General features: G+C 69.7%; 22 protein-coding genes and 1 pseudogene. 10 read left to right on the top strand and 13 right to left on the bottom strand.

Annotated elements, in window-relative coordinates:
- Window positions 1-60 precede the first annotated feature (60 nt).
- Window positions 61-846 (bottom strand): peptidylprolyl isomerase, encoded by a 786-nt coding sequence (locus A8G15_RS19920; RefSeq protein ID WP_068163505.1) that lies wholly within the window; start codon window positions 844-846, stop codon window positions 61-63.
- The gene (locus A8G15_RS19925) at window positions 846-1,718 is read right to left on the bottom strand and encodes a peptidylprolyl isomerase (protein ID WP_068163506.1); all 873 of its coding nucleotides are present in this window, start codon (window positions 1,716-1,718) and stop codon (window positions 846-848) included. The genes A8G15_RS19920 and A8G15_RS19925 overlap by 1 nt, the downstream gene beginning before the upstream one ends.
- 152 nt (window positions 1,719-1,870) lie before the next feature.
- On the opposite strand from A8G15_RS19925, the gene A8G15_RS19930 reads away from it, so the two are divergent.
- Genes A8G15_RS19930 through A8G15_RS19940 form a run of 3 tightly spaced genes read left to right on the top strand, consistent with a single transcriptional unit; the run spans window position 1,871 to window position 4,506 of the window.
- Window positions 1,871-2,554, top strand: a complete 684-nt coding sequence (locus tag A8G15_RS19930) for an MBL fold metallo-hydrolase (protein ID WP_211270204.1) — start codon at window positions 1,871-1,873, stop codon at window positions 2,552-2,554.
- Between the two features lie 46 nt (window positions 2,555-2,600).
- Complete coding sequence (gene hisS / locus A8G15_RS19935; RefSeq protein WP_068163509.1) at window positions 2,601-3,875, top strand: histidine--tRNA ligase; 1,275 nt, start codon at window positions 2,601-2,603, stop codon at window positions 3,873-3,875.
- Entirely contained in the window at window positions 3,862-4,506 is a 645-nt protein-coding gene (locus A8G15_RS19940) for a hypothetical protein (RefSeq protein ID WP_068163511.1), read from the top strand. Before hisS ends, A8G15_RS19940 begins: the two co-directional genes overlap by 14 nt.
- A gap of 15 nt (window positions 4,507-4,521) precedes the next feature.
- Here the strand turns inward: A8G15_RS19940 and A8G15_RS19945 are convergent, their stop codons facing one another.
- The 7 genes from A8G15_RS19945 to A8G15_RS19975 all read right to left on the bottom strand — a co-directional run bounded on the left by A8G15_RS19945 (window position 4,522) and on the right by A8G15_RS19975 (window position 14,083).
- The gene (locus tag A8G15_RS19945; protein ID WP_068163513.1) at window positions 4,522-5,652 is read right to left on the bottom strand and encodes an amidohydrolase; all 1,131 of its coding nucleotides are present in this window, start codon (window positions 5,650-5,652) and stop codon (window positions 4,522-4,524) included.
- Window positions 5,649-7,517 carry an alpha/beta hydrolase family protein gene (locus tag A8G15_RS19950; RefSeq protein WP_245687914.1) on the bottom strand — a complete coding sequence of 623 codons (1,869 nt, stop codon included), beginning with the start codon at window positions 7,515-7,517 and terminating at the stop codon, window positions 5,649-5,651. The genes A8G15_RS19945 and A8G15_RS19950 overlap by 4 nt, the downstream gene beginning before the upstream one ends.
- Window positions 7,518-7,523: 6 nt before the next feature.
- Window positions 7,524-9,350, bottom strand: coding sequence for an N-acetylglutaminylglutamine amidotransferase (locus A8G15_RS19955; protein ID WP_068163515.1), 1,827 nt, complete (start codon window positions 9,348-9,350; stop codon window positions 7,524-7,526).
- A gap of 22 nt (window positions 9,351-9,372) precedes the next feature.
- Window positions 9,373-11,988 carry a glutamate--cysteine ligase gene (locus A8G15_RS19960; protein WP_156665479.1) on the bottom strand — a complete coding sequence of 872 codons (2,616 nt, stop codon included), beginning with the start codon at window positions 11,986-11,988 and terminating at the stop codon, window positions 9,373-9,375.
- Between the two features lie 67 nt (window positions 11,989-12,055).
- On the bottom strand, window positions 12,056-13,264 hold the full coding sequence (locus A8G15_RS19965; RefSeq protein ID WP_068163516.1) for a hypothetical protein: 1,209 nt from the start codon (window positions 13,262-13,264) through the stop codon (window positions 12,056-12,058).
- Entirely contained in the window at window positions 13,261-13,617 is a 357-nt protein-coding gene (locus A8G15_RS19970; RefSeq protein WP_068163519.1) for a type VII secretion target, read from the bottom strand. The genes A8G15_RS19965 and A8G15_RS19970 overlap by 4 nt, the downstream gene beginning before the upstream one ends.
- Window positions 13,618-13,720: 103 nt before the next feature.
- Window positions 13,721-14,083, bottom strand: a complete 363-nt coding sequence (locus A8G15_RS19975) for a RidA family protein (RefSeq protein WP_068163521.1) — start codon at window positions 14,081-14,083, stop codon at window positions 13,721-13,723.
- 86 nt (window positions 14,084-14,169) lie between these two features.
- Here A8G15_RS19975 and A8G15_RS19980 point away from each other — a divergent pair, with 86 nt between their 5' ends.
- Together A8G15_RS19980 and A8G15_RS19985 are read left to right on the top strand one after the other, a co-directional pair.
- Window positions 14,170-15,189 carry an Rv2578c family radical SAM protein gene (locus tag A8G15_RS19980; RefSeq protein WP_068163524.1) on the top strand — a complete coding sequence of 340 codons (1,020 nt, stop codon included), beginning with the start codon at window positions 14,170-14,172 and terminating at the stop codon, window positions 15,187-15,189.
- 108 nt (window positions 15,190-15,297) lie between these two features.
- Window positions 15,298-15,624, top strand: a complete 327-nt coding sequence (locus A8G15_RS19985) for a hypothetical protein (protein WP_156665480.1) — start codon at window positions 15,298-15,300, stop codon at window positions 15,622-15,624.
- 7 nt (window positions 15,625-15,631) lie between these two features.
- Here A8G15_RS19985 and A8G15_RS19990 read toward each other — a convergent pair whose 3' ends face one another.
- Window positions 15,632-16,891 carry a sigma-54-dependent transcriptional regulator family protein gene (locus A8G15_RS19990; protein WP_068163531.1) on the bottom strand — a complete coding sequence of 420 codons (1,260 nt, stop codon included), beginning with the start codon at window positions 16,889-16,891 and terminating at the stop codon, window positions 15,632-15,634.
- Window positions 16,892-17,047: 156 nt separating this feature from the next.
- Here A8G15_RS19990 and A8G15_RS19995 point away from each other — a divergent pair, with 156 nt between their 5' ends.
- Both A8G15_RS19995 and A8G15_RS20000 read left to right on the top strand, forming a co-directional pair.
- Complete coding sequence (locus tag A8G15_RS19995; protein ID WP_068163535.1) at window positions 17,048-18,868, top strand: NAD(P)/FAD-dependent oxidoreductase; 1,821 nt, start codon at window positions 17,048-17,050, stop codon at window positions 18,866-18,868.
- A gap of 82 nt (window positions 18,869-18,950) precedes the next feature.
- Window positions 18,951-19,721 (top strand): nucleotidyltransferase domain-containing protein, encoded by a 771-nt coding sequence (locus tag A8G15_RS20000; protein ID WP_245687915.1) that lies wholly within the window; start codon window positions 18,951-18,953, stop codon window positions 19,719-19,721.
- 1 nt (window position 19,722) lies between these two features.
- Here A8G15_RS20000 and A8G15_RS30750 read toward each other — a convergent pair whose 3' ends face one another.
- On the bottom strand, window positions 19,723-19,875 hold the full coding sequence (locus tag A8G15_RS30750; RefSeq protein ID WP_156665481.1) for a hypothetical protein: 153 nt from the start codon (window positions 19,873-19,875) through the stop codon (window positions 19,723-19,725).
- A gap of 174 nt (window positions 19,876-20,049) precedes the next feature.
- Here A8G15_RS30750 and A8G15_RS20005 point away from each other — a divergent pair, with 174 nt between their 5' ends.
- The 3 genes from A8G15_RS20005 to A8G15_RS20015 all read left to right on the top strand — a co-directional run bounded on the left by A8G15_RS20005 (window position 20,050) and on the right by A8G15_RS20015 (window position 21,848).
- Window positions 20,050-20,763, top strand: a complete 714-nt coding sequence (locus A8G15_RS20005) for a GNAT family N-acetyltransferase (RefSeq protein WP_156665482.1) — start codon at window positions 20,050-20,052, stop codon at window positions 20,761-20,763.
- A 72-nt stretch (window positions 20,764-20,835) separates the two neighbouring features.
- Window positions 20,836-21,219: a VOC family protein gene (locus A8G15_RS20010; protein ID WP_068163543.1), complete on the top strand. Its 384-nt coding sequence runs from the start codon at window positions 20,836-20,838 to the stop codon at window positions 21,217-21,219.
- Between the two features lie 113 nt (window positions 21,220-21,332).
- The gene (locus A8G15_RS20015) at window positions 21,333-21,848 is read left to right on the top strand and encodes a nuclear transport factor 2 family protein (RefSeq protein WP_068163546.1); all 516 of its coding nucleotides are present in this window, start codon (window positions 21,333-21,335) and stop codon (window positions 21,846-21,848) included.
- A 55-nt stretch (window positions 21,849-21,903) separates the two neighbouring features.
- Here the strand turns inward: A8G15_RS20015 and A8G15_RS20020 are convergent, their stop codons facing one another.
- Window positions 21,904-22,194, bottom strand: coding sequence for a hypothetical protein (locus A8G15_RS20020; protein ID WP_068163549.1), 291 nt, complete (start codon window positions 22,192-22,194; stop codon window positions 21,904-21,906).
- Window positions 22,195-22,387: 193 nt separating this feature from the next.
- A pseudogene (locus A8G15_RS20025) lies at window positions 22,388-22,953 on the bottom strand (LLM class flavin-dependent oxidoreductase); the annotation flags it as partial.
- Between the last annotated feature and the right edge of the window lie 115 nt (window positions 22,954-23,068).

Below are 23,068 nucleotides of genomic sequence, written 5' to 3' on the forward strand. Positions count from 1 at the left end.
ACCGGCGACGCGGCCGAGAGGACGGTGCCCCCGACGGGAAGGCACCGTCCGTCCGGTACATCAGGATGCGACCGTCACCGATTCGATCCGAACGGGCTGGTTGGGGGCACCGCCACCGACACTGCCCATCGAGCCGTCGTCGCCCGCTGCCGCGACCTTCTCGATCGTCGCGAGTCCGGCCTCGTCGATCGTGCCGAAGATCGTGTACGCCGGCGGGAGCTGCGAATCCTCGTAGACGAGGAAGAACTGGCTGCCGTTGCTGCCGGGCTGCCCGGTGTTCGCCATCGCGATCGTGCCCCGCGGGTACACCACGGCCCGGGCGAGGGCGGGATCGTTCGGTGCGTAGGCCGTCTCCGGGTACTCGGTGTCGAATCCGTAGCCCGGTCCGCCCGAGCCGGTGCCGGACGGGTCGCCGCACTGCAGCACCTGCAGGCCCGGCGAGGTGACGAGGCGGTGGCACGGCGTGTCGTCGAAGTAGCCCTGCTCGGCGAGCGAGACGAAGCTGTTGACCGTGCACGGTGCGGCGGCCGGATCGAGGGTGAGACCGATCGGGCCCGCGCTGGTCGTCATCGTCACCGCCGGTGATCCCTCGGTCGTCACGCCGCTCGCCTGCGGCGGCGTCACCTCCTTCGCCGCGGGACCGTCCGGGGTGTAACTGCAGTCGACGGGCGCGCCCGCGGCGGGACGTTCGGGCAGCGCGCCCGACTGTGCCGGTGCGCTCTGTGTGGCCGTCGCGGTCCGCGTCGTGGTGGTCGTGGTCGAGTCGCCACCGTCGTCGGAACAGCCGGCCAGCAGCAGTGCTGCACCTGCCGCGGCGACCGCGAGGCGGATCGGGGTGCTGATCATCAGTCCATCCTCACACTGGTCAGCTTGGTCGCGAGGGCGGGCGCGCCGTCGGCGCCACCACCGGCGACGCCGTCCGCGGCGATCTTGTCGAGCGTGGCCAGGCCGGTCTCGTCGATCGTGCCGAACACCGTGTACTGCGGCGGCAGCACCGAATCCCCGTAGACCAGGAAGAACTGGCTTCCGTTGGTGCCCGGGCCGGCGTTGGCCATCGCCACGGTGCCGCGAGCGTAGGACATCGGCTCCTGTGAAGCCGGGTCGTCGGCGGCGAACTGGTCGGTGGGGAACTCGTTCGCGAACTGGTAGCCCGGTCCGCCACTGCCGGTGCCGGTCGGATCGCCGCACTGCAGCACCTGCAGCGACGGTGACGTCGTCAACCGGTGGCAGTCGGTGTTGTCGAAATAGCCCTGCGATGCGAGCGACAGGAAATTGTTCACCGTGCACGGCGAGTCCGCGTTGTGCAGGACCAGCCCGATGTTCCCCTGGGTCGTCTCGACACTGACGCTGATGTCGGTGTTGCCTTCGCCGGTGGTGAGGATGCCCTCGGTGCGCGGCGGCTCCACCGGCCGCGACGGCTCGCGCCCGTCGGCCGGGTACGCGCAGTTCACGGAGTCGGGCAGCGGTTCGGCGCGCCCGGCGGGCAGCGCCGCGTATTCGGAGGTCTGCTCGGTGCCGTCCGCGGCGGTGGTGGCGCCCTCGTCGTCGCCGCGGTTGACCGCCCACAGCGCGACACCGGCACCGACCACGACGATCACCCCCAGGGCCGCCAGGCCGATGTTGCGCTGACGGCGCTTGCGTGCGCGTTCCGCGCGACGCGCGAGCTGCCGTTCGAGTTTGCGTTTCGCGGCCTGGCGCCGCTGTGCATTGCTCGGCACTGCTGTAGTCCTCCCGTAACCGATCGGTCGTCGCTGAGCTGTGAAGTCAGGCCGGATCGAGTCTGCCACCCGAACCTGGAAGCGGGCGGACCGGGCGTTGCACCTACGCTGTAGGAGCCCCCAGAACTGTCCTCACCGTAGGAGCGATGCCCGTGCTCGTCACCGGATTCCCCGCCGGGATGTTCCAGACCAACTGTTACATCCTCGCGCAGGACAACGCGAAGGACTGCGTCGTCGTCGATCCCGGTCAGGACGCCGCCGAACCGTTGAACGAGTTCCTCACCGGATCCGACCTCCGGCCGCGCGCCGTGCTGCTCACCCACGGCCACCTCGACCACGTCTGGTCGGCGCAGGCGGTCGCGGACCGCTACGAGATCCCCACCTACATTCATCCGGGCGACCGGCACATGCTCTCCGACCCCGGTGTCGGGATGGGTTCGAGCCTGGCGCCGCTCCTCGCGGGTGTCACCTTCACCGAGCCGCACGAGGTCATCGAACTGGCCGACGGCGACGTCGTCGAGCACGCCGGTATCCGTTTCGTCGTCGACCACACCCCCGGCCACACCCAGGGCTCGGTGGTTTTGCGCACCGTCGCGACCACCCCCGACGGCAGTGAGGTCCCGGTCGCGTTGACCGGCGACACCCTGTTCGAGGGATCCATCGGCCGGACGGACCTGCCGGGTGGCAACCACGAGCAGCTGCTCGAGTCGCTCGCCGCGAAACTGCTGGTGCTCGACGACACCACGAACATCCTGCCCGGCCATGGCCGGTCCAGCACGATCGGACGGGAGCGGGCGTCGAATCCCTTCCTGACCGGTCTGGCCGGATCCCGCTGATCCGGGCACACACGCACATCGTTCCGACGAGAGAAAGCAGCGACAGGTGAGCAAGGTCTCCACGTTCTCGGCCCCGAAGGGTGTCCCGGACTACGTTCCGCCGCAGTCCGCGGAGTTCGTGGCCGTGCGCGACGGGTTGACGCGTGCCGCGCGTCTGGCCGGTTACGGGCACATCGAGCTGCCGATCTTCGAGGACACCGGGTTGTTCGCGCGCGGCGTCGGCGAATCCACCGATGTCGTCACGAAGGAGATGTACACGTTCGCCGATCGTGGCGACCGGTCCGTCACGCTCCGCCCCGAAGGCACCGCCGGTGTGATGCGCGCGGTCATCGAACACGGTCTCGACCGTGGCCAGCTGCCCGTCAAGCTCAGCTACTCGGGTCCGTTCTTCCGCTACGAGCGTCCTCAGGCCGGCCGGTACCGGCAGTTGCAGCAGGTCGGGGTGGAGGCGATCGGCATCGACGATCCGGCGCTCGACGCCGAGGTCATCGCGATCGCCGATGCCGGGTTCCGGGGTCTGGGACTCGACGGGTTCCGGCTCGAGATCACCTCGCTCGGCGACGACACCTGCCGCCCCCAGTATCGGGAGTTGCTGCAGCAGTTCCTGTTCGGGCTCCCGCTCGACGAGGAGACCCGTCGTCGCGCGGAGATCAACCCGTTGCGGGTGCTCGACGACAAGCGCCGCGAGGTCCGGGAGATGACCGCCGACGCGCCGCTGATGCTCGACCACCTGTCCGACAGCGCCAAGGCCCACTTCGACGAGGTGCTGAGCCACCTCGACGCGCTCGGGGTGCCGTACGTCGTCAACCCGCGCATGGTGCGCGGTCTCGACTACTACACCAAGACCACCTTCGAGTTCGTGCACGACGGGCTCGGCGCGCAGTCCGGTATCGGCGGCGGCGGCCGTTACGACGGCCTGATGGAGCAGCTCGGCGGGCAGCCGCTCTCGGGAATCGGGTTCGGTCTCGGTGTGGACCGCACGATTCTCGCGCTCGCCGCCGAAGGCAAGAGCGCGGCCACCCCGGCGCGCTGCGAGGTGTACGGCGTGCCGATGGGCGATGCCGCCAAGGCCGCGCTGGTTCCGCTCGCCCACCGGTTGCGCGGCGCGGGCATCCGCGTCGACCTGGCGTACGGCGGCCGTGGACTCAAGGGTGCGATGAAGGCCGCCGACAAGTCCGGCGCCGTGGTCGCACTGGTCCTCGGTGACCGGGAACTCGAGGCCGGCGAGATCGTCGTCAAGGATCTGCGCAACGGCGAGCAGCAGACCGTGCCGCTCACCGAGGCGGTCGTGCGCGTGGGTGAGGTCGTTGCCCGGGGCTGACGGGCCGGCGCCCGACCCCGTTTCGCTCGACCTGCTGCCGCCACACCTGCTGCTGCCGCGTGCCCGGCGGGTGGCTCTCGCATCGGTGCTGGTCGGAATCGTGCTCGGCGTCGTGGCATGGCTGTTCGTGCCGATGTCGATCGCCGTCGCGCTCGGCCTGATCTTCGGGCTGCCGCCCGCCGTCGGCGCGTTCGTCGTGACACGCCGGCACCTCCGCCTGGGAGGTACGGTGCTGACCGCCTCGGGAGTGTTGCGTTCGCGCAGTGTGGAATTGCGGCACCTGGCCGGTGTCGAATTGCTCGTGCGGGTCGGGCGGGTGAGTCAGGTGATCCTGCGGGTCAACGACGGCGAGCACCGGCTCGTGTCGGTGCCGCTGGCGCTGTACGCGGACGGGGGTGGACGCGAACTCGACGTGCTCGCGCTCCGTCGGCTCGCCGATGCCCTCGCCACCGCGGAACTCGCGCCGGCGGCGGCGGTGTCGTCTGTCCTCCTCGAACAGCTGCGGGCGGAGGCGCGCAGCGCGGCGCTCGAGGAGCGGCCGCTGTACCGGGCGATCGACCTCGCCCGCAGAGCGGGCCGGGTGCCGCAGACGACACTGACCGATCATGAGGTGGCAGCGCTCGTCGAGTGAGCGGGATCGGGCACGTCATCCCTGCCGGGCCAGTGCGACGAACGTGCGCATGCCGTGGACCAGTGCGCGCTCGTCGAGGGTGAACTCGGGGCGATGCAGATCGCAGCGCGGCCCGACCCCGTCCCACACGCCGAGCCGTGCCATCGCACCGGGGACCTCTTCGAGGTACCACGCGAAATCCTCACCGCCACTGGACTGCTGGGCCTCGGCCAGATTGTCCAGCCCGACCACCGTCTCGATCGCGGCGAGCAGGTCCGCGGCGCAGTCCGGGTCGTTGACCACCGGCGGTACGCCCTGCGCGAAGATCAGTTCGTGCCCGACGTCGTAGGGCGCCAGCAGTTCGCCCACGGTGCGCCGGACGAGAGGTTCGAGTTCCCTCCAGGTGGTGTGCGACGCGCTGCGCAGCGTGCCGACCAGCTCCCCGGACTCGGGGATCGCGTTGCCCACGTGGCCCGCCGAGATCCTGCCCCACGTGAGCACCGTCGCGCTGCGTGCGTCGATGCGCCGGTCGAGGACCGACGCCAGGCCGGTGACCAGCACCGCCGCGGCGTGGATCAGATCGCCGGTGAGGTAGGGACGTGCCGAATGCCCGCCGGTGGACGACAGGTGGACGGTCACGGTGGCGCTCGACGAGGTGATCGGCCCGGCCCGGGTGGCGAGCCTGCCCACCTCGAGTTGCGGAGCGCAGTGCAAGGCGAAGATCTTTGTCGCGCCGTCGAGCGCGCCGGCCGCGACGACATCCAGCGCGCCACCCGGAGTCGTCTCCTCGGCCGGCTGAAAGATCAGACGGACCCGTTGGGGCGGAGGATTTTCGGCGAGCTCGGCGGCGGCCCCCATGAGCATCGCGGTGTGCCCATCGTGTCCGCAGGCGTGACACACCCCGTCCACCGTCGACGCGAAGGGCAGTCCCGTGGCCTCGGTCAGCGGCAGCGCGTCGAGGTCGGCCCGCAGGGCGAGGCAGTGCGGGGTCGGCGGGCCCACGTCGCACCACAACCCGGTGCCACGAGGCAATGTCACCGGATCCAGTCCGAGCGAGCGCAGATGGTCACGGACCAGCGCGGTGGTGCGGTGCTCGGCGAACGCCAGTTCGGGGTGCGCGTGCAGGTCGCGCCGCCACGCGACCAGCTGGTCGAACGGGACGGTCATCGCGCGGCCTCCGTCTCTCGGGTCGCGCCCAGATGCGTGGTGAGCCAGGTGGCCATCGCAGTGGCGAGCGCGCGGCGGTTCTCCTGTTTCACGATCTCATGGCCTTCGTCGTCGAACAGCAGGAATTCGGCGACGCCGCCCCGGGCACGGACGGCCGCAACCACCTGCTCGGACTCGCCGACCGGCACGTTCGTGTCGTGCGCGCCGTGGACGACGAGCAGTGGTGCCTTCAACTCGGCGATCCGGTGGATGGGGGACAGTTCCTGCAGCAGTTCCCGGTCGTGCACCGGATGTCCGTACTTGGGGTAGGCGGCCGCCGCGATCCACGGTTCGGTGTTGGCGTAGAAGCTCTCCAGATCGCTCATCCCGCAGATCGCGATGCCCGCGGCGAACAGCGGGGCATGGAACGTCAGCGATGCCAGCGTGAGATAACCGCCGTAGGAGCGTCCGGCGCACGCGATCCGTGCCGGATCGGCGACACCGCGCTCGACGAGGAACTGCACGCAGTCCGCGACGTCGTCGATGCCGGCGAAGCGACCGTACCGGTCGTCGGCGTGCATGAAAGTGCGTCCGAACCCACCGGAACCCCGGACGTTCGGGGCGAACACGGTGATGCCGGCCTCCACCAGGGCGGGGAAGTAGTCGCTGTAACCCGGTCGTTCCTGGGCTTCGGGGCCGCCGTGGAAGTACAGCATCACCGGACCCGGTTCGGTCCGGGCCCGGTAACACCAACCGGACAACGGCATTCCGTCCCGCGCTTCGAATTCGAGCAGCTCCGGCTCGTCCGCCGGATCGACCCGGGTGCGGGCGTGCTCGACCGGAACCCAGTCTCCGGAACGAGGATTGACCAGTTCGACGGACGGCGGCATGCCCGGTCCCTGCACCGTGACGGCGAGCAGTGCGCCGGTCGCACTCAGCGACAACTCCGACGCGACGAGACCGGGCAGCAGGATCGGCGGTGCGAGCGAGCCGTCCGTCAGAGTGAGAATCTGTAACTCACTGACCCCCTTGATGTTCCACAGCAGCGCCACGGTGGTGTGATCTTCGCTCACCGCGAACTCGTCGAGGTCCGCATCCGGGCGCTCCGCGAGCACCCGGTACGACACCCCTTCCTCGGACACCGCGACACCGAGCAACCGCGCGAACTCGCAATCGTGATCGCTGCGCACCAGTGCCCGCACGTACCGGCCCGGCTCGCCCTCGCTGGAGGCCCACGGGGACGTGTGCCGATCGAGCATGCCGAGCAGGCGATGGTCGTCGAGGATGACCCCGGCATCGGTCGTCGATCCGAAATCGGCGGGCAGCAGGGGTGTCCGGCTTCCGTCCGCACGGAGCAGCAACAGCTCCCGGTGTCCACGCGGCCCGACTCGCAGCAACGCCGAACCGCCCCAGGAATCGACCAGGTGGCCGCCGACCCGCCGGTCGAGCACGACCGACTCGAGCGTCTGCGGGTCGATCAGCCGGGATTCGGCGACACCCTGATCGTCCGTGGCGGTCACCGCGACGAGGGGACCGTCCCAGCACACCAGTTCCGTCGACGAGTCGCCCTCCGTGTCCAGTTGCCGGGCGCTGCGGTCGTCCGGATCCGTCCGCACCACCCACACCCGGGTGCGCGTGCCTGCGTCGGGAGCGACCTGGCAGGCGAGCCACCGGCCGTCCTCGGAATGCAGGATCCGCGTGACCGGTCCGGCGACGGGCAGAGCCACGCGACGGGAGGGACCGGCCGACCGGCCCGTCAGGAACCGCTGCACCGCCCACGGATAGCCGCCGTCGTCGACGAGGTGCGCGAACCCCGTCGCGTCGGGCGACATCGACGCCCCCGACGTGAATCGCACGTGTGCCGGATTCCCGGGCGCCGCATCCATTCCGGATCACTCCTTTCGCTCCCGCGCGGCCCGCGCGGTGGTCGTTCCGGTCTGCTCCTCCATTGCCTGCAACCACAATTCGAGCAGCGCGACCTGCCAGAGCGCGTTCGCGCCGAGCGTGGTGCGGGTGTCGTTGGGCGCGGCCAGCAGGGCCTCGACCGCCTGTGGCCGGTACAGAGCGCGTTCGCGCGCGGCTCGACTGTGCAGTGCGTCGCGTACCAGCGTGAGCAGTTCCCCGTCGAGGTTCCGGATTCCCGGGACGGGGAAGTAGCCCTTCGTGCGGTCGACGACACGCGCCGGCAGCAGCCCGCGGCTCGCGTCCTTGAGCACGCCCTTGCCGCCCGATGCCAGTTTCAGTTCCGGTGGGCAGGTCGCGGCGAGTTCGACGAATTCGTGGTCGAGGAACGGTACGCGTGCCTCGAGACCCCACGCCATCGTCATCGTGTCGACCCGTTTGACGGGGTCCTCGACCAGCATGACCGTCGTGTCGAGTCGCAACGCCGCGTCGACCGACGTGCGGGCACCGGGTTCGGCGTGCCGCGCGATCAGGAAATCGTCGCTCGGGTCCCCGTCGAGCCGGTGCTCAGGGCACAACAACGCGTCGATCTCGTCGTGCGAACGGTCGACGAAGACCCGGGAGTACGCCTCGGCGGATCGGGCGCGGGGAACGCCGAGCATCGGCGGATACCAGTCGTATCCGGCCAGGATCTCGTCGGCGCCCTGACCGGATTGGACCACCTTCACCGATCGGCGCACCTCCTCCGACAGGAGGTAGAACGCGACACAGTCGTGACTGACCATCGGCTCGCTCATCGCCGCGATGGTCGCAGGCACCGCAGGCAGCAGGCGCGAGGAATCGATGTGGATCTTGTGGTGCGCGGTGCCGAACGTCTCGGCGACCAGATCCGAGTACTCGTATTCGTCCCCGGATTCTCCTGCCGCCGAATCGAATCCGATGCTGAAGGTCGCGAGACCGTGCTGCCTCTGCTCGGCGAGCAGTGCGACCACCAGACTCGAGTCGATGCCCCCGGACAGCAGTACCCCGACCGGCACGTCGGCGACCATCCGGCGGGACACCGCCGTGCGCAGGGCGTCGAGCAGCGCTTGCTGCCAGTCGAATCCGGTCCATGCAGCGCGATCCGGATCCGGGCCGAACACCGGCTGCCAGTAACGGGTGTCGGTGCTGCGGCCGTCGGGCCGGACGACGCGCACGGTCGCCGCCGGCAGTTTGCGCACGCCCCGGAAGATGGTGCGGGGGGCCGGAACCACCGAATGAAAGCTCAGATAGTGGTGCAGCGCCACCCGATCGAGGTCCGTGTCCACGTCCCCGGCGCGCAGCAGCGCCGGAAGCGTCGACGCGAACCGGAGCCGGCCGGGTGATTCGGCCAGATACAGCGGTTTGATCCCGAGCCGGTCGCGGGCCAGGGTGACCACCCCGGTGTCGGTGTCGGCGATCGCGAACGCGAACATCCCGGCGAAACGGCGCACGCAGTCCGCGCCCCATCGGTGGAATGCCTTGAGCACCACCTCGCTGTCCGCGGTCGAGAAGAACCGGTAGCCGGCCGCTTCGAGCCGGTCTCGCAGCTGCCGGTAGTTGTAGATGCACCCGTTGAACACGAGCGCCAGTCCGAGGTCGCTGTCGATCATCGGCTGGCGACCCCGCGGTGACAGGTCGATGATGCTCAGCCTGCGGTGCCCCAGAGCGATCGATTCCTGCGCGTACATTCCCCCGGAGTCGGGGCCGCGGGGTGCCATCGCCTCGGTCATCCGGGACACGGCATCGGTATCGGCCGCGGTGCCGTCGAACCGGATCTCGCCGCACACACCGCACACGGAACGCTCCTTTCGGTTGCCTCTATCGGGGCCCTGCCGCCCGGGAGGACCGCAGAATCCAGGTGTCCTTGCCGCCCCCGCCCTGCGACGAATTGACCACCAGGCTCCCGGCGGGCGCCACGCGCGTCAGCGCCGCGGGCGCGACGTGCGCGGTGACCGCGTCGCCGTCCGCGCGCACGTGCACGAACACCCGCAGGTCGACGTGGTGCGGGTACAGCCCGGTGGAGTCGAACGTCGGGTGCGTCGACAACGGCAGCACCTCCTGGGCGACGAACCGCTCCGGGTGACCCACCAGCTCGATTCGGCGACGGTCCAGTTCGGCCGGGGTCGCTTCCGGGCCGATCGTGATCCCGCCGCCCCCGAATCCGTCGATGGGTTTGACCACGAGCTCGGAGAGCCGGTCCAGTACCTCGTCGCGCTGCTGCCGTTCGGCGCACAGCAGCGTGGGGACCTGTTCGAGCAACGGCCGCTCCCCGAGGTAGTACTCGATCAGCTTCGGCACGTAGGAGTACACGGCCTTGTCGTCGGCGACCCCGTTGCCGAGCGCGTTGACCACGGTCACGGACCCGGCACGCAGCGCGCCGAGCAGACCGGGCCGCAGCGGTTGCCCGTCGTGGCCGGTGGAGGAGAGCAACATGTCCTCGTCGACGCGGGCGTAGAGCACGTCGACCCGAGACACCGTCGGCCCGCGGTGGGCGAACACGATGTCGTCACGCACCGACAGGTCCTGGGTCTGTACCAGCGGCAGGCCCGTGCGTTCGGCGAGCATCGTGTGCTCGAACCAGGCGGAGTCCTCCGGACCCGCGCTGAGCACCACGGCCGCGACCTCCCCGCCTCGCGCCGCGGGCGGCGCCGCCGCCCGGAGCGTCCGCACGATCATGTCCGAGGTGTCCTCGACGTCGAGGACCTCGGTGTCGACGAGGAGCTTCCCGAGGAACATGCGGGTCATCGCGCGGTGTGCCCACGCATAGCCGACGCCCGACGGCACGCGCAGATTGTCCTCGAGCACCACGAACCGTCCGGGACCGGTCGTCACCAGGTCGATACCGCAGATGTGTGCGCGCACCCGGTGCAGATGGGCCGCGGCGCCGCTGCGCCGGAACCCCGGCGCGCGGTCGAGGACCTCCGCGGGCAGCACACCGTCCCGCACCACTGCGGCGTCGCCGTACACGTCCACGAGGAACGCGTTGAGCGCCAGGGCCCGCTGCTCGAGTCCCGGGACGAGGCGTTCCCAGTGCTCGGCCGGGATGATGCGCGGCACCACGTCCATCGGGAAGACCCGCGCTCGGGACTCACCGGTGACCCGGAACATCACCCCGTCCAGGCCCAGCTCGCGGTCGATGTCGTCCTGGGCGGTGCGCAGTGCGTCGACGCCGAGGTCGGCGAGGGTCGCCAGCACGTGTGCATACGCCGGTCGTGGCCGGCCGTGGGCGTCGACGGCCTCGTCGTATCCGTCGTTCGTTTCCTCCACCCGCAACGGCGCGTAGCCGTGCAGCAGTGTCCCGTGGGGGTCGGCGACCTCCGGGACCGGCTGGACCTGTCCCGCCGTCTCGGCGAGCAGCAGGTCCACCACATCGGTGAGCCTGCCGCGCCGTCGCAGCACCCGCCGCTGCCGCGCGGCGGAGCTGCCGACGCGGGCGGCCGCCGCGGCCAGTTCGGACACGGTTTCCCAGTCGCCCATCTGCTCGAGTTCGGGGCGCAGCATCGAACTGAGCCGGTCGATCATCTCCACGGCCGGCCGCGGTACCGCGGCTTCGACGTCGACGAGATCGCCCTCGAGTCCCGACCGCGCGGCCCGCCACATCGCCGCGCGGATCAGGGTGGGGTTCGCCCGCACGGGGGGAGTGCCCGCACGCAGTCCCGCGCACTCGTGCTCGACGAGGGCCCGGAACAGACCCGCGATCAAGGTGATCGTGTCGACCGACGGGCAGCTGTCGCACACCCGGAGCTCGAGGGTCGGCTGGTGTGCGGAGGGGCGGATGTCGAAGTACACCATGCCCGGGTCGGTGATCACCCCGCTCGACACCAGGTCCGCGATCAGCCGGTCGTACTCGGCGGCCGACGACACCGGGGCGGCAGGACCGGTGCTCGGCCACCTGATCCACACCAGGCTGCGCACGCTCGCATAACCCGTGTCGGTACCGTCCGCCCAGAACGGCGAACTCGCACTCAGCGCCAGGAACACCGGTAGGTACGGTGCAATGCGGTTCGCGACCTGGACCGCTTCGTCCCGATCGGGAACGTCGACGTGCACCTGGGTACCGCAGATCAGCTGTTCGCGCGCGAGCAACTGATAGTCGGCGAGCATCCGGCGATAGCGTGGTGTCTCGCTGACCTGCAGTTCCGCCGGGACGGCGAGCGGCACGGCACCGGCCGCGGCGACCCCCAGTCCCAGTTCCGCGGCCGCCGCGACGAGCTGCGCGCGACGATCCACCAGATCAGCGCGCAGCTTCGACAGGTCCGGATGGACGTCGCTGTTCACCTCGACGACGCAGCGTTGCAGTTCGTCGACGTAGGTGTCGTGCGGCAGCCGGGCGAGAAGTTCGGGTGCTCGCGGGACGAGACGGCGCGTTCCGACGTCGATGAGCTGGAATTCCTCTTCGACACCCAGATGTCGAATCTCATCGGCGGGACGCATCTTCGAGAGGTACCCGCTCGGGTCACGGGGTAATCCGTCCCCGCGGACGGAGGCCTGGCGCCCGCGGCTACCGGTCGTCCTCCGAGCCGCCGATCACCGACGGCACGACCTTCGGCAGTTCCCCGACCACTTCGGTGGAATTCGCTGCGGACACCAGGAATCCCGGTGTGCCACGGTGCTCGGGTCTGTCGTCGGCGCGCGAGGTCCCGGACGACGGGACGCCGCCGTACATGCCGCGCCCCGGTGTCGCGGCCAGCGGTGCGGCTGCGCCTGTCGCCGGGGATGCCGCGCCCGGACCCGGCACGAGACCGAGAGCCGATGCCGCGGGTATCGCGCCGGTTCCGCCGCCGAGCCCGGACCCTCCGACGCCCACGCCGCCGAACCCGGCCGGCGAGGCCATCGCGCCGCTCCCACCGGCCGACGCCACGGTCGGCGCCGCGGCCGCGGCCCGGGTCGGGACGAGTCCGTCACCGGATCCGCCGAACATCGGCCCCGGCGTGGACGCCCGGTCGGATGCGAGGGATTTCACCGCCTCGGACGCCACGGACGCGACTTTTCCGGCGTCGGGCAGACCGTCCGGTGCGATGGGAGGGGGAACCGGAACCGGCGTGGTGAGGGTGTTCATCGCCGCGGTGTGCATGCTCAGTTCGCCGCGGCTGCGGCTCACCACGGCGAGCGCGGCCTGCAGGTGCTCGGCGGCGGCCGATATCAGCAGGGCCTGGCCGGGCGGTGTCAGCGCGACCGGCGCCGCCGCCGACGCGACGGCCACGAACGACCGGGCGATGCCGGACAGTTCGATGTTGCCGCGTTCGACCGTGGCGGTGGCGGCGCGGGTCAGTTGCCCGATGTGGTCGCCGCGCGCACTCAATTCCAGCGCACAGGCCTGGGCCCGGCGGCCGTGGTCGATCGCGGACTCGGCCGGCACGCCCTCCCATGCATCGGGCAGCACGTCGACGGCGCTGCGCCCGATCGATGCGGCGGTGTCGAGGAACCGGGACGACTGCTGGAGGATCGCGGCGGGGTCGACCGCGTCGAGGATGCCGGTGCCGAAGAGCCCACCGAGATCGGTCAATGGCGTCAGCAGTTGGTCGAGGCCGGGCAACTGCGGAATCGGAATCGACTGCAGCAGTTCGACGATCGAACCCGCGCCGGGGTCGGCCGGTGGGGGTGGGACGGCCGGTGCGGGCAGCGGCATGTCCAGTACCGGGCCGATCGGTGAGGCGCGCAGCGCATCGAGAACGGTCGGTATCGTCTCGGGTGTTCCGGATCCGGTCACTGCGCTGCCCCGGGCAGGTTGCTCACGGCGGCGTTCGTCAACGCTGCGGCCTGCTCGGCCACGACGGTTTCGTAACCGGTCGCGGTGTCGTGTGCGGCGGTGCCGCTGGAGGCGTAGGCCAGCGACAGGTGCGCGACCGCGCGGGTGTGCTCGCTCTGGGCTGCGGCGAACGCCGCCAGAAAGTCTCCACCGATCAGGCCGAGTGCCGAGCTCAGGGCCGACAGGTTCGCCTGCAGGTCCACCGCCCCGGCGCGTGCGACGTGATCGGCGGCTTCGAGCGCCGTGTTCCCGAACGCGCGAACGCCGTCGGGTACGACCTTCACCGAATTGCCGACGGCGGCATGATCACCCATCACGATCCCCCCAGATCAGAACTTCGTGTGCAGCACTCTAGCCGAGGCCGGGGCGCCGCGCGCGGTGCGTCCTCCGGGGCCTCCCGGAAGACGCACCGGTCGCTCACCCGACGACTGCGTCGGCCTCGACCTCGATGAGCAGATCGGCGTCGACGAGGCGGCTGACCTCGAGAATCGTGCTGGCAGGCCGGATCTCGCCGAACACCGCACCGTGCGCGGCGGCGGCTTCCTCCCACCGGGACATGTCGGTGAGGTACATGCGGGTGCGGATCACGTCGGTCAGCTTCGCCCCGGCCTCGGCCAGCGCGGCTTCGATGGTGCGCAGGGCGCCGCGGGTCTGCTCCTCGAGGGTCGCACCGGGCGAGGTCGTGCCGGAGACCGCGACCTGGTTGCCGATCCGCACCGCGCGGGAGTAGCCGATCTTCGGTTCCCATGCGGAACCGGACGAGACGTTCTGACGAGTCATGGGCGAATTCTGTCAGGTGCGGGGTCGCCGAACGAAATTTCGACGACCGGTTGACAGGAGTCTCGCACAGGTGTTCGACTGGATGCATGCGGTGGGCGGCACAGACCCTGGACGCCGACGACGGCGCGTTGCCCGGCTTCGACCGGGCCGGGCTCGTCCGCACTGTGCAGACACCGGACTTCGAGGGCATCACGTTCCACGAGGTGTTGTGCAAGAGCGCCCTCAACAGGACGCCGGAAGCGTCGAATCTGCCGTTCCGGTACACGGTCAACACCTTCCGCGGCTGCAGTCATGCGTGCCGCTACTGTTTCGCCCGGCCCACCCACGAATATCTCGACCTCGACCCGGGCCACGATTTCGACAGCCAGCTCGTCGTCAAGACGAATGTGGCGGCGGTGCTGCGGCGGGAACTGTCCCGCAAATCCTGGAAGCGCGAGCATGTCGCGCTCGGCACCAACACCGATCCCTATCAGCGTGCCGAGGGCCGGTATCGCCTGATGCCCGGGGTGGTTCGGGCCCTCGCGGAATCCGGGACACCCTTCTCGATCCTCACCAAGGGCACGCTGCTGCGGCGCGATCTGCCGTTGCTCAAACTCGCAGCCGATCAGGTCGACGTCGGTGTCGCGGTCTCCCTCGCCGTCGGCGACCGCGACCTGCAGCGCCGGCTCGAACCCGGTACTCCGTCGCCGCAGGCCCGGCTCGACCTGATCCGCGCGGTCTCCGAGGCCGGCCTGCGGTGCCACGTGATGGTGGCGCCCGTCATCCCGTACCTCACCGACTCGACGGGGCACCTGGACGAACTCTTCGCCGCCCTCGCCGAAGCGGGCGCCTCGGGCGCGACCGTGATACCCATGCACCTGCGTGGCGCCACCCGCGGATGGTTCCTGTCCTGGCTCGCCGCCGAGCATCCGGCCTTGGTCCGCCGATACCGGCAGCTCTATGGGCGCGGCGCGTACGTCACTCCGGAATACAAGCGCTGGCTCCGGGCCCGGGTCGACCCGCTGGTGGAGCGATACGGCCTCGCCGGCGCCGAAGCCGAGCATCGGGACGTGCCGTCCCCGGTGCGCGCACCGCGGCCGGCGGATCCGGCGCTCACCTTGTTCTGACGATGCCGCCGTCCCGGTCGCGCCGATCGGGATCCCGAGGAAGCCGACGCCGAACGGTCGGGCAAGATCGTGTCCTGTCGTGCCGTCGAGGAGAGGGGTGGGTTGCCGGTGAAGAGTCGTGTGGTGGCCGCGGTGTTCGTCCCCGCTGTGTTCGTGCTCGGCACGAGCGTGGCGGGCTGTGGCGGTTCCGGCGCGGGTGCGAACTGTGACGACTTCGCGGCCCAGGACGATGCTGCGCGCGGCGAAACCGTCCTCGCCCTTCTCGAACCGCACGGCATCTCCTCCCGCGACCTGGAGAGCTACCGCGTCGTGTTCGGCAAGGTCAACGAGTACTGCGGCCTGCGCAGCGGCACCGCCCGCGAGAGTGGCGAAGCGACGCAGAACAACTCGGAACCCATCGCCGCGGCCGTCGACTGGGACGGCCTCACGCACTGACGCGCCGTCACCGGGCCAGGGCACGCACCCCCGGGCTGGTCGACCGGCGCACGAAGGCACAATCGGACAGGCGTTCGGCGTCGGGTGTCTCCACCGCGAGGTCGACGGATTCGGCCAGCCGGTACGGCCGGCTCTCGACGACGGTGCCGAGCGCGCGGCGGAGTCGCGACACCTCGGCGCGCACCGCCACCGCGTGATCGGCGTCGCCGAACAGGGCGTGACCGAGCTCGGTGACCGTCATCCCGTCGCGGCCCCGGTGGTGCAGCAGGAGCAGGATCTCGGCGTGCCGCACCGTCACGGGACTGTGCCACGAGGAGTCCGCACCGCTCACCTCAACTGCGGGAGTAGACGAAAGGCGAAGTGTCATGGCAATTCTCGTCGTTCGCTCGACAGGCCGGATCAGCCATCCGTGGGAGAGCTGTTCCGGAATGCACAAGCCGAGCCCGGGAACGGTGAGGGCCCGGTCGCCCCGCGGGGCGGCGACCCGGCCGGTGGTCGCGACGCCCGAGGAGTGCGCCACCCAGCCGTGTTCGTCGACCAGCAGCAGCGGTCCCGACACCGACGCGAGCAACGGCGCGGCGCTGGTGCGCAGGTGATCGAGTCGTTGCTCGTGCCGGCGCCACAGCTGTGATTCCGCGAGCCGTACCGCGGTGTCGACCAGTGCGCTGATCGCCGGGTGCAGCGTCAGCGCCGGTCCGCTGACGTCGACGATTCCCAGCACGTCGCCGCCGATCGGATCGTGGATCGGTGCCGCCGTGCAGTACCACGGATGCTGGCTCTGCTCGAAATGCTCGCCCGAGAACAGTTGCACGGGAGCCGCTTCCGCGAGTGCGGTTCCGATCGCATTGGTGCCCACGGCGGATTCGGTCCACACGGATCCCTCGCGGAAGCCGAGAGTGTCGGCGCGTGCCCGGACCTTCGCCGAACCGTTGCGCCACAGGATCACGCCGTCGGCGTCCGTCACCACCAGCAGGAGCTGCGACGCATCCGCGACGGGCGCGACGATCTGCGTCAGGTCGCCGATCACGGCCGACAGCGGTGACTGCCGGCGTCGGCGTTCGATCTCCTCGATCGGGTACGGGGTGCGGACGTTGAGACCGGCCGGGTCGAGTCCGGTCTCGAACACTCGCGACCACGACCGCGCGACGACCGCCCGCGGGCGCATCGCCGGTTTTCCTCCCCCGAGCACCGCGTCGTGCATCCGGACGAGGTCGCGTGCATGACGTGACAGGTCGGTGCCGGGTGCGATCGCGCTGAAGCTGCTCACGGTTCCTCTCCGTTTTCCGGGTGTTCCCCCCGGAGCATAGGCGCGGCGGTGTGTTCTGTGCCACAGGCGGGGTTCGTGCAACCCGATGCAACGATTGCGGCCACCCGGCAACCGGATGTGTGCTGGATCACAACAACGACCGGAAGGGATCCCGCCATGACCGACATCCTCGAGCAGCCCACGGACCGGGCCGTCGACCCGCAACGACGCGTCGACGAATGGCTGCGCGACTTCGAGACCGCGCTCGCCGCCCGCGACGTCGACGCGGCCGCGGGCATGTTCGCCACCGACAGCTTCTGGCGCGACCTGGTCGCCTTCACCTGGAACCTCAAGACGGTCGAGGGCCGCGACGGAGTCGCGACCATGCTGCACGAGCGACTCGACGACACCGATCCGCGCGGCTTCCGCACCACGGAGACGCCCACCGAGGACGGCGGGGTCGTCAGCGCCTGGATCGCGTTCGAGACCGCGACCGGCCGCGGGGAGGGACACCTGCGCCTCGTCGAGGAGGGCGCCTGGACGCTGCTCACGACGCTGCAGGAACTGGCGGGCCACGAGGAGAGCAAGGGCGTGCGGCGTCCGCGCGGCACCACCCACGGCGCCGACCGGAACCGGGTCACCTGGTCCGAACAGCGCGATGCCGAGGAACGCGAACTCGGCTACACCCGCCAGCCGTACGTGGTGATCGTCGGCGGTGGACAGGGCGGTATCGCACTCGGCGCGCGCATGCGGCAGCTCGGCGTGCCCGCCCTCGTGCTCGACAAGCACGACCGGCCCGGTGACCAGTGGCGCGGCCGCTACAAATCGCTGTGCCTGCACGACCCGGTCTGGTACGACCACCTGCCGTACATGCCGTTCCCCGACAACTGGCCGGTGTTCGCGCCGAAGGACAAGATCGGCGATTGGCTCGAGATGTACACGCGGGTCATGGAAGTGCCGTACTGGTCGAAGACGACGTGCACCTCGGCGTCCTACGACGAGACGGAAGGGGAGTGGACCGTCCACGTCGAACGTGACGGGCAGCCGCTGGTTCTCCGTCCGAAGCAGCTCGTCATCGCCACCGGGATGTCCGGCAAACCCAACATCCCGTCGTTCCCGGGCATGGACCGATTCGAGGGTGAACAACACCACTCGAGCCGGCATCCGGGCCCCGACGCCTACGCGGGCAAGAAGGTCGTGGTGATCGGCGCGAACAACTCCGCGCACGACATCTGCGGCGCGCTGTGGGAGGTCGGGGCGGACGTGACGATGGTGCAGCGGTCGTCCACGCACATCGTCAAATCCGACTCGCTCATGGATCTCGGCCTCGGCGACCTCTATTCGGAGCGGGCGCTCGCGGCCGGGGTGACCACCCACAAGGCCGATCTGACGTTCGCGTCGCTGCCGTACCGGATCATGCACGAATTCCAGATCCCCATCTACGACAAGATCCGCGAACGTGACGCCGACTTCTACGAGCGGCTCGAGAAGGCCGGGTTCCGGCACGACTGGGGCGACGACGGCTCCGGTCTGTTCATGAAGTACCTGCGGCGCGCGTCGGGCTACTACATCGACGTCGGTGCCGCCGAACTCGTCGCGAACGGCGATATCAAGCTCGCCCACGGCAACGTGCGGGAACTGACCGAACGCAGCGTGATCCTCGAGGACGGCACCGAACTGGACGCCGACCTCGTCGTCTATGCCACCGGATACGGGTCGATGAACGGCTGGGTCGCCGATCTGATCGGCCAGGACGTCGCGGACAAGGTCGGCAAGTGCTGGGGTCTGGGTTCGGACACCACCAAGGATCCGGGGCCCTGGGAAGGCGAGCAGCGCAACATGTGGAAGCCCACCCGGCAGGAAGGGCTGTGGTTCCACGGCGGGAACCTGCACCAGTCCCGCCACTACTCGCTGTATCTCGCGCTGCAGCTCAAGGCCCGATACGAGGGTATTCCGACGCCGGTGTACGGGCTGCAGGAGGTACATCACCTGAGCTGACCCCCGTCCCGTGCGTGGTTCCGGTAGCTCCCGCTACCGGAACCGCGCACGAGGTTGGGGGCTCGGCGCGATGATGAGCCGTGTGGACGACCACGCCTGGATCGAGGCGATCGCCGACCGGCTGTACCGGCTCGGCGGAGTCGAGGCGGTCGCGCTCGGTGGGTCCCGGGCCGAGGGCACCCATCGCGCGGACAGCGACTGGGATCTCGGCATCTACTACCGCGGCCACCTCGACCCGCAGGAGATCCGCGACATCGGATGGGCGGGCGAGGTCTTCGAGATCGGCGCCTGGGGCGGCGGAATCTTCAACGGCGGTGCCTGGCTGACGATCGACGGGCGGCGCGTCGACCTTCTCTACCGCGACCTGACCGTCGTCGAACGTGAACTGGAGGAGGCCCGGGCCGGCCGGTTCCACCGGGAGCAACTCCAGTTCCACCTCGCCGGAATTCCGTCGTATCTGCTGCTGGCGGAGCTGGCGATCGATGTGGTCCTGCGTGGCACCCTGCCGCGGCCGGAGTTTCCTCGGGCTCTGCGCGCCCGTGCCCCGCGCGTGTGGACCGCCGCGGCCGAGCAGGTGTTCGATTATGCGCGCGACGTCCACGCGCGGCACGGCAGGGTGGCGGAGTGCGCCGGGCTGATCGTCCAGGCGGCGGCGTTCGCCGCACACGCGGTCTGTGCCGCCGAGGGGGTGTGGTGCACCAACGAGAAGACGCTGGTCGAGCGGGCGGGTCTACGCGACATCGACCGCATCGTCGTCGGCCTGCGGCCGGACCCGGACGCGCTGGCCCGTTCGGTGGAGGAGACGCGAGCGTTGTGCCGTGAGCGCCTGGCGCGTCCGGTGGCTCGCGGATGAGCTACCCGGCCGCCCGGAAGTGCGGGCCGTGGTCGGCGGTCGTGCCGGTGTGCCTACCGGAATTGCGCGCACGTGCCACCCGCCACTGCAGAACGGCCACCGTCGCCAACGCGACGACCAGCAACAGCACGAGTTGGACGACGTTGGTGTTCATGCATGCCTCCTGCGCTGCCGGACCTGTGCCCGGGTCGGTACCCGCCCGGGTACCGGTTCAAACACGAACGGCGAATCGTTCGGCCGAATCGGTGGGCGACCGGCGGTAGGCTCCGATCCGGGACCCGCGCGCCGGGACAGGTCCAGGGCGCGGAAACGGGACACGGCGAAGGCGGTGACTGTGGAAGTGGACGTCCGTGACTCGAGGGGCCTTCCGGCATCGAAGGTCGAGGAGTTCTACGACTCGGTGCTCGCGCCGTCGTTCGTCGAATCCGAACTGGTGCCGCGCGCCGAACTGCTCGCGGACCTGGACGATCCCGGTGACGGGACCGTCGCCTCCGTGGCGCTCGACGACACCGGTGAGATCCTCGGTGGCGCCGTGGGCCAGTGGTTTCCGCAGTGCCGGGTGATGCTGACCGCGTACCTGGCGATCCGGCCGGGTCAACGCGGGGGTGGGATCGGCGGCACGATCCTGCGGGCCGTGATCGAGGACTGGCGGCACCGCGTCGATCCGCTGCTGATCGTCGGTGAGGTCGAGGACCCGCGTCACCACACGGACATCGGATTCGGCGATCCCGAGCGGCGCTTGAAGTTCTACGCGACGGCGGGCGCGAAGATCGTTCCGGTGCCGTACTTCCAGCCGGCGATCCACGCGGGCGGTGGCCGGGTCCCGCATCTGTTCCTGATGACCTTCGCCGTCGCCGACGAGTGCCGACGCGGCGAACGCGGCATCGACGCATCGGTCGTCCGCGCCTTCCTCGAAGCGAACCTCGCCGCGAACGAGGGGAGTGTCGATCCCGACGATCCCGCGACAGCGGCGCTGCTCGACGCTCTGTCGGCGCCGAGCGTCGAGCTCGTCGAACCCGCCGCGATCCGAATCGATCGGTGACGAACGCAACGGATCGTCCTACGGTGGAACGAGCCCGCACCTTCCGCGGCACACCACAAGGAGGCACGAGCCATGTCCGGCAAAGTTGTGCACTTCGAGATCCCGTTCGACGACGGCGACCGCGCCCGCAGCTTCTACCGTGATGCATTCGGGTGGCGCATCGACGAGATGCCCGAGATGGACTACACGATCGTCGTCACCGGCCCGGTCGACGACACCGGAATGTCGTCCGAACCCGGATACATCGGCGGCGGCATGATGCAGCGAGGGGAAGCCGCTGCACCGGTCGTCACCATCGACGTCGACGACATCGACGAGGCCCTGAAGAAGATCGAATCGCTCGGCGGCGAGACGGTCGCGCCCCGCTCACCGGTCGGCACGATGGGTTTCGCGGCCTACTTCAGAGACTCGGAGGGAAATCTCATGGGTCTGTGGGAGACCGCGCGCGAGAGCTGAATTCGTACCGGCACGACCGGGGCGGACGGCCGCACACTGCCCCGGAGACGCGTCGTGTCCGGTGAGCGGAAATGTGCATCGAGGCGCGTCTCCACCGATGGAACCATGACCGCATGAGCTCCGGAATCACGTTGAGTGCCCCCGAACAGCTTCTCGCGATCGAGGAGATCAAGAGAACCTTCGCCGCGCGACTGCGGTGTATGGACAACAAGCAGTGGCACGTCTATCCCACGCTGCACACCGACGACGTCGTCTCCGAAACCTGGGGCGGTCTGCCGGAGGACGAGCAGCCGCGGACCGGGGACACCGCGAACCGCGTCGTGGGCAAGGACAATCTGACTCGGGCGATCAGTGATCTGCTCGGGGGACCCACACACGTCACCACCGTCCACCATGGACACACGCCGGAGATCGAACTGATCTCGGACACGACGGCGCGCGGAATCTGGGCGATGGAGGACGAGCTGTGGTGGACGGACGGTGACCGCGAGGAACACCTGCACGGCTACGGGCACTACCACGAGGAATACCGCAAGGAGAACGGTCGCTGGCTCATCAGCTACCGGAAGCTGACTCGACTGCGGGAGGAGAAGACCCCGGGCTTCTTCGACTTTCTCCGGCGGGCGTGACGACCGGTCCGGACGCCGAAGAGGCGCCCGGACCGGTGGGGATCGTCGCGTGGTGTCAGGTCGTCGCGTCCGCGACGTCGCCGCGGGCGAAGAGCCGGACGAGCGCGTCACCGGCACTCATGCAGGGGATGGACGAGGCGGTGACGTCGTGCAGGGTGGATGCCTCGGTAGGGGTGCACACGCCTCCCAGGACGTCGCCGGTCACGATGGCGCACGTGATGAGGTCGGGGCTGAACCTGCGGGTCGTCTCCCATCCCTGTTGCGACGCGAGATCGCGCACGTACGTCCATTGGGAGATCTCGGCTTCGTCGGGATGGCCGACGAACAACAGTCGCCTCTGGGTCATGGTCACTGGAAACCCCCTGCAAATCGGCGTTTGAATTCCCTATCGTGTGACGCTAGCCGGTTTGTTACACGGGAGTGATGTACGACACACCCGCTGTCTCGTCTCACAGAATCGCGGGTCCGAGCGAGTGGAGCCGGAGCGAACGCCGCCGGGCGCCGACAGCGTGCTGTTGCCGACGCCCGGCCGGGAACGCTCAGACGGTTGCTGGCGCGAGGTCGCGGTCGGCGGCCTCGATCTCGCGGACCAGAGGCAGAACCTTCGCGCCGCAGTACTCGACCTCCTCCTGGAAGTGCAGGAATCCGGCGAGGATGAGGTCGACCCCGTGTCGGCGGCACTCGACGATGCGGTGCGCGACCTGCTCCGGGGTTCCGATCAGCTGCGTGCGGAAGCCGTCGTTGTACTGAACGAGATCCGCGAACGTCGAATCCGCCCACATGCACTTCTTGTCGCGGTGGACGAGCCCGCCGGCTGCACGGCGTTGCGGAAACCCTCGACCGCCGGCCGGTTGGCCTTCTCCACGATCTCGCGAAGGGTGTCGCGCGCTTCCTTCTCGGTGTCGCGGGCGATGATGAACCCGTTCAGTCCGACCTTCACCTCGCGCTTGTGGGCGCGGGCAACCTCGCGCAGCTCGTCGATCTGCGTGGTGATGCCGTCGTAGTCCTTGCCGTTGCTGAAGTACCAGTCGGTGAAGTACCAGTCGGCGTACCGGCCGCCGTCGGCGATCGCTGCGGTCGAGCAGCCGCCCTGGAACAGTTCGGGATTCGAACCCTGTGCCCGGCCCGCCCTCCCAGACACATGGGATACCGCTCACCAGGACAGACCGGGAGTTGGCCACCTTCACCCGGGAGGGGAGGGTGCGCGGGAGGGGTGGGTC

The organism is Rhodococcus phenolicus (assembly GCF_001646785.1).
In the GTDB taxonomy this organism is placed as follows: Bacteria; Actinomycetota; Actinomycetes; order Mycobacteriales; family Mycobacteriaceae; genus Rhodococcus; species Rhodococcus phenolicus.

What these genes read in the sequence shown, in the direction of transcription:
- A8G15_RS19920 (WP_068163505.1), bottom strand. Translation starts at nt 846, where the DNA reads ATGATCAGCACCCCGATCCGCCTCGCGGTCGCCGCGGCAGGTGCAGCA.
- A8G15_RS19945 (WP_068163513.1), bottom strand. Translation starts at nt 5,652, where the DNA reads ATGACCGTCCCGTTCGACCAGCTGGTCGCGTGGCGGCGCGACCTGCAC.
- A8G15_RS19950 (WP_245687914.1), bottom strand. Translation starts at nt 7,517, where the DNA reads ATGGATGCGGCGCCCGGGAATCCGGCACACGTGCGATTCACGTCGGGG.
- A8G15_RS19960 (WP_156665479.1), bottom strand. Translation starts at nt 11,988, where the DNA reads ATGCGTCCCGCCGATGAGATTCGACATCTGGGTGTCGAAGAGGAATTC.
- A8G15_RS19970 (WP_068163519.1), bottom strand. Translation starts at nt 13,617, where the DNA reads ATGGGTGATCATGCCGCCGTCGGCAATTCGGTGAAGGTCGTACCCGAC.
- A8G15_RS19975 (WP_068163521.1), bottom strand. Translation starts at nt 14,083, where the DNA reads ATGACTCGTCAGAACGTCTCGTCCGGTTCCGCATGGGAACCGAAGATC.
- A8G15_RS19980 (WP_068163524.1), top strand. Translation starts at nt 14,170, where the DNA reads ATGCGGTGGGCGGCACAGACCCTGGACGCCGACGACGGCGCGTTGCCC.
- A8G15_RS19995 (WP_068163535.1), top strand. Translation starts at nt 17,048, where the DNA reads ATGACCGACATCCTCGAGCAGCCCACGGACCGGGCCGTCGACCCGCAA.
- A8G15_RS30750 (WP_156665481.1), bottom strand. Translation starts at nt 19,875, where the DNA reads ATGAACACCAACGTCGTCCAACTCGTGCTGTTGCTGGTCGTCGCGTTG.
- A8G15_RS20010 (WP_068163543.1), top strand. Translation starts at nt 20,836, where the DNA reads ATGTCCGGCAAAGTTGTGCACTTCGAGATCCCGTTCGACGACGGCGAC.
- A8G15_RS20015 (WP_068163546.1), top strand. Translation starts at nt 21,333, where the DNA reads ATGAGCTCCGGAATCACGTTGAGTGCCCCCGAACAGCTTCTCGCGATC.
- A8G15_RS20020 (WP_068163549.1), bottom strand. Translation starts at nt 22,194, where the DNA reads ATGACCCAGAGGCGACTGTTGTTCGTCGGCCATCCCGACGAAGCCGAG.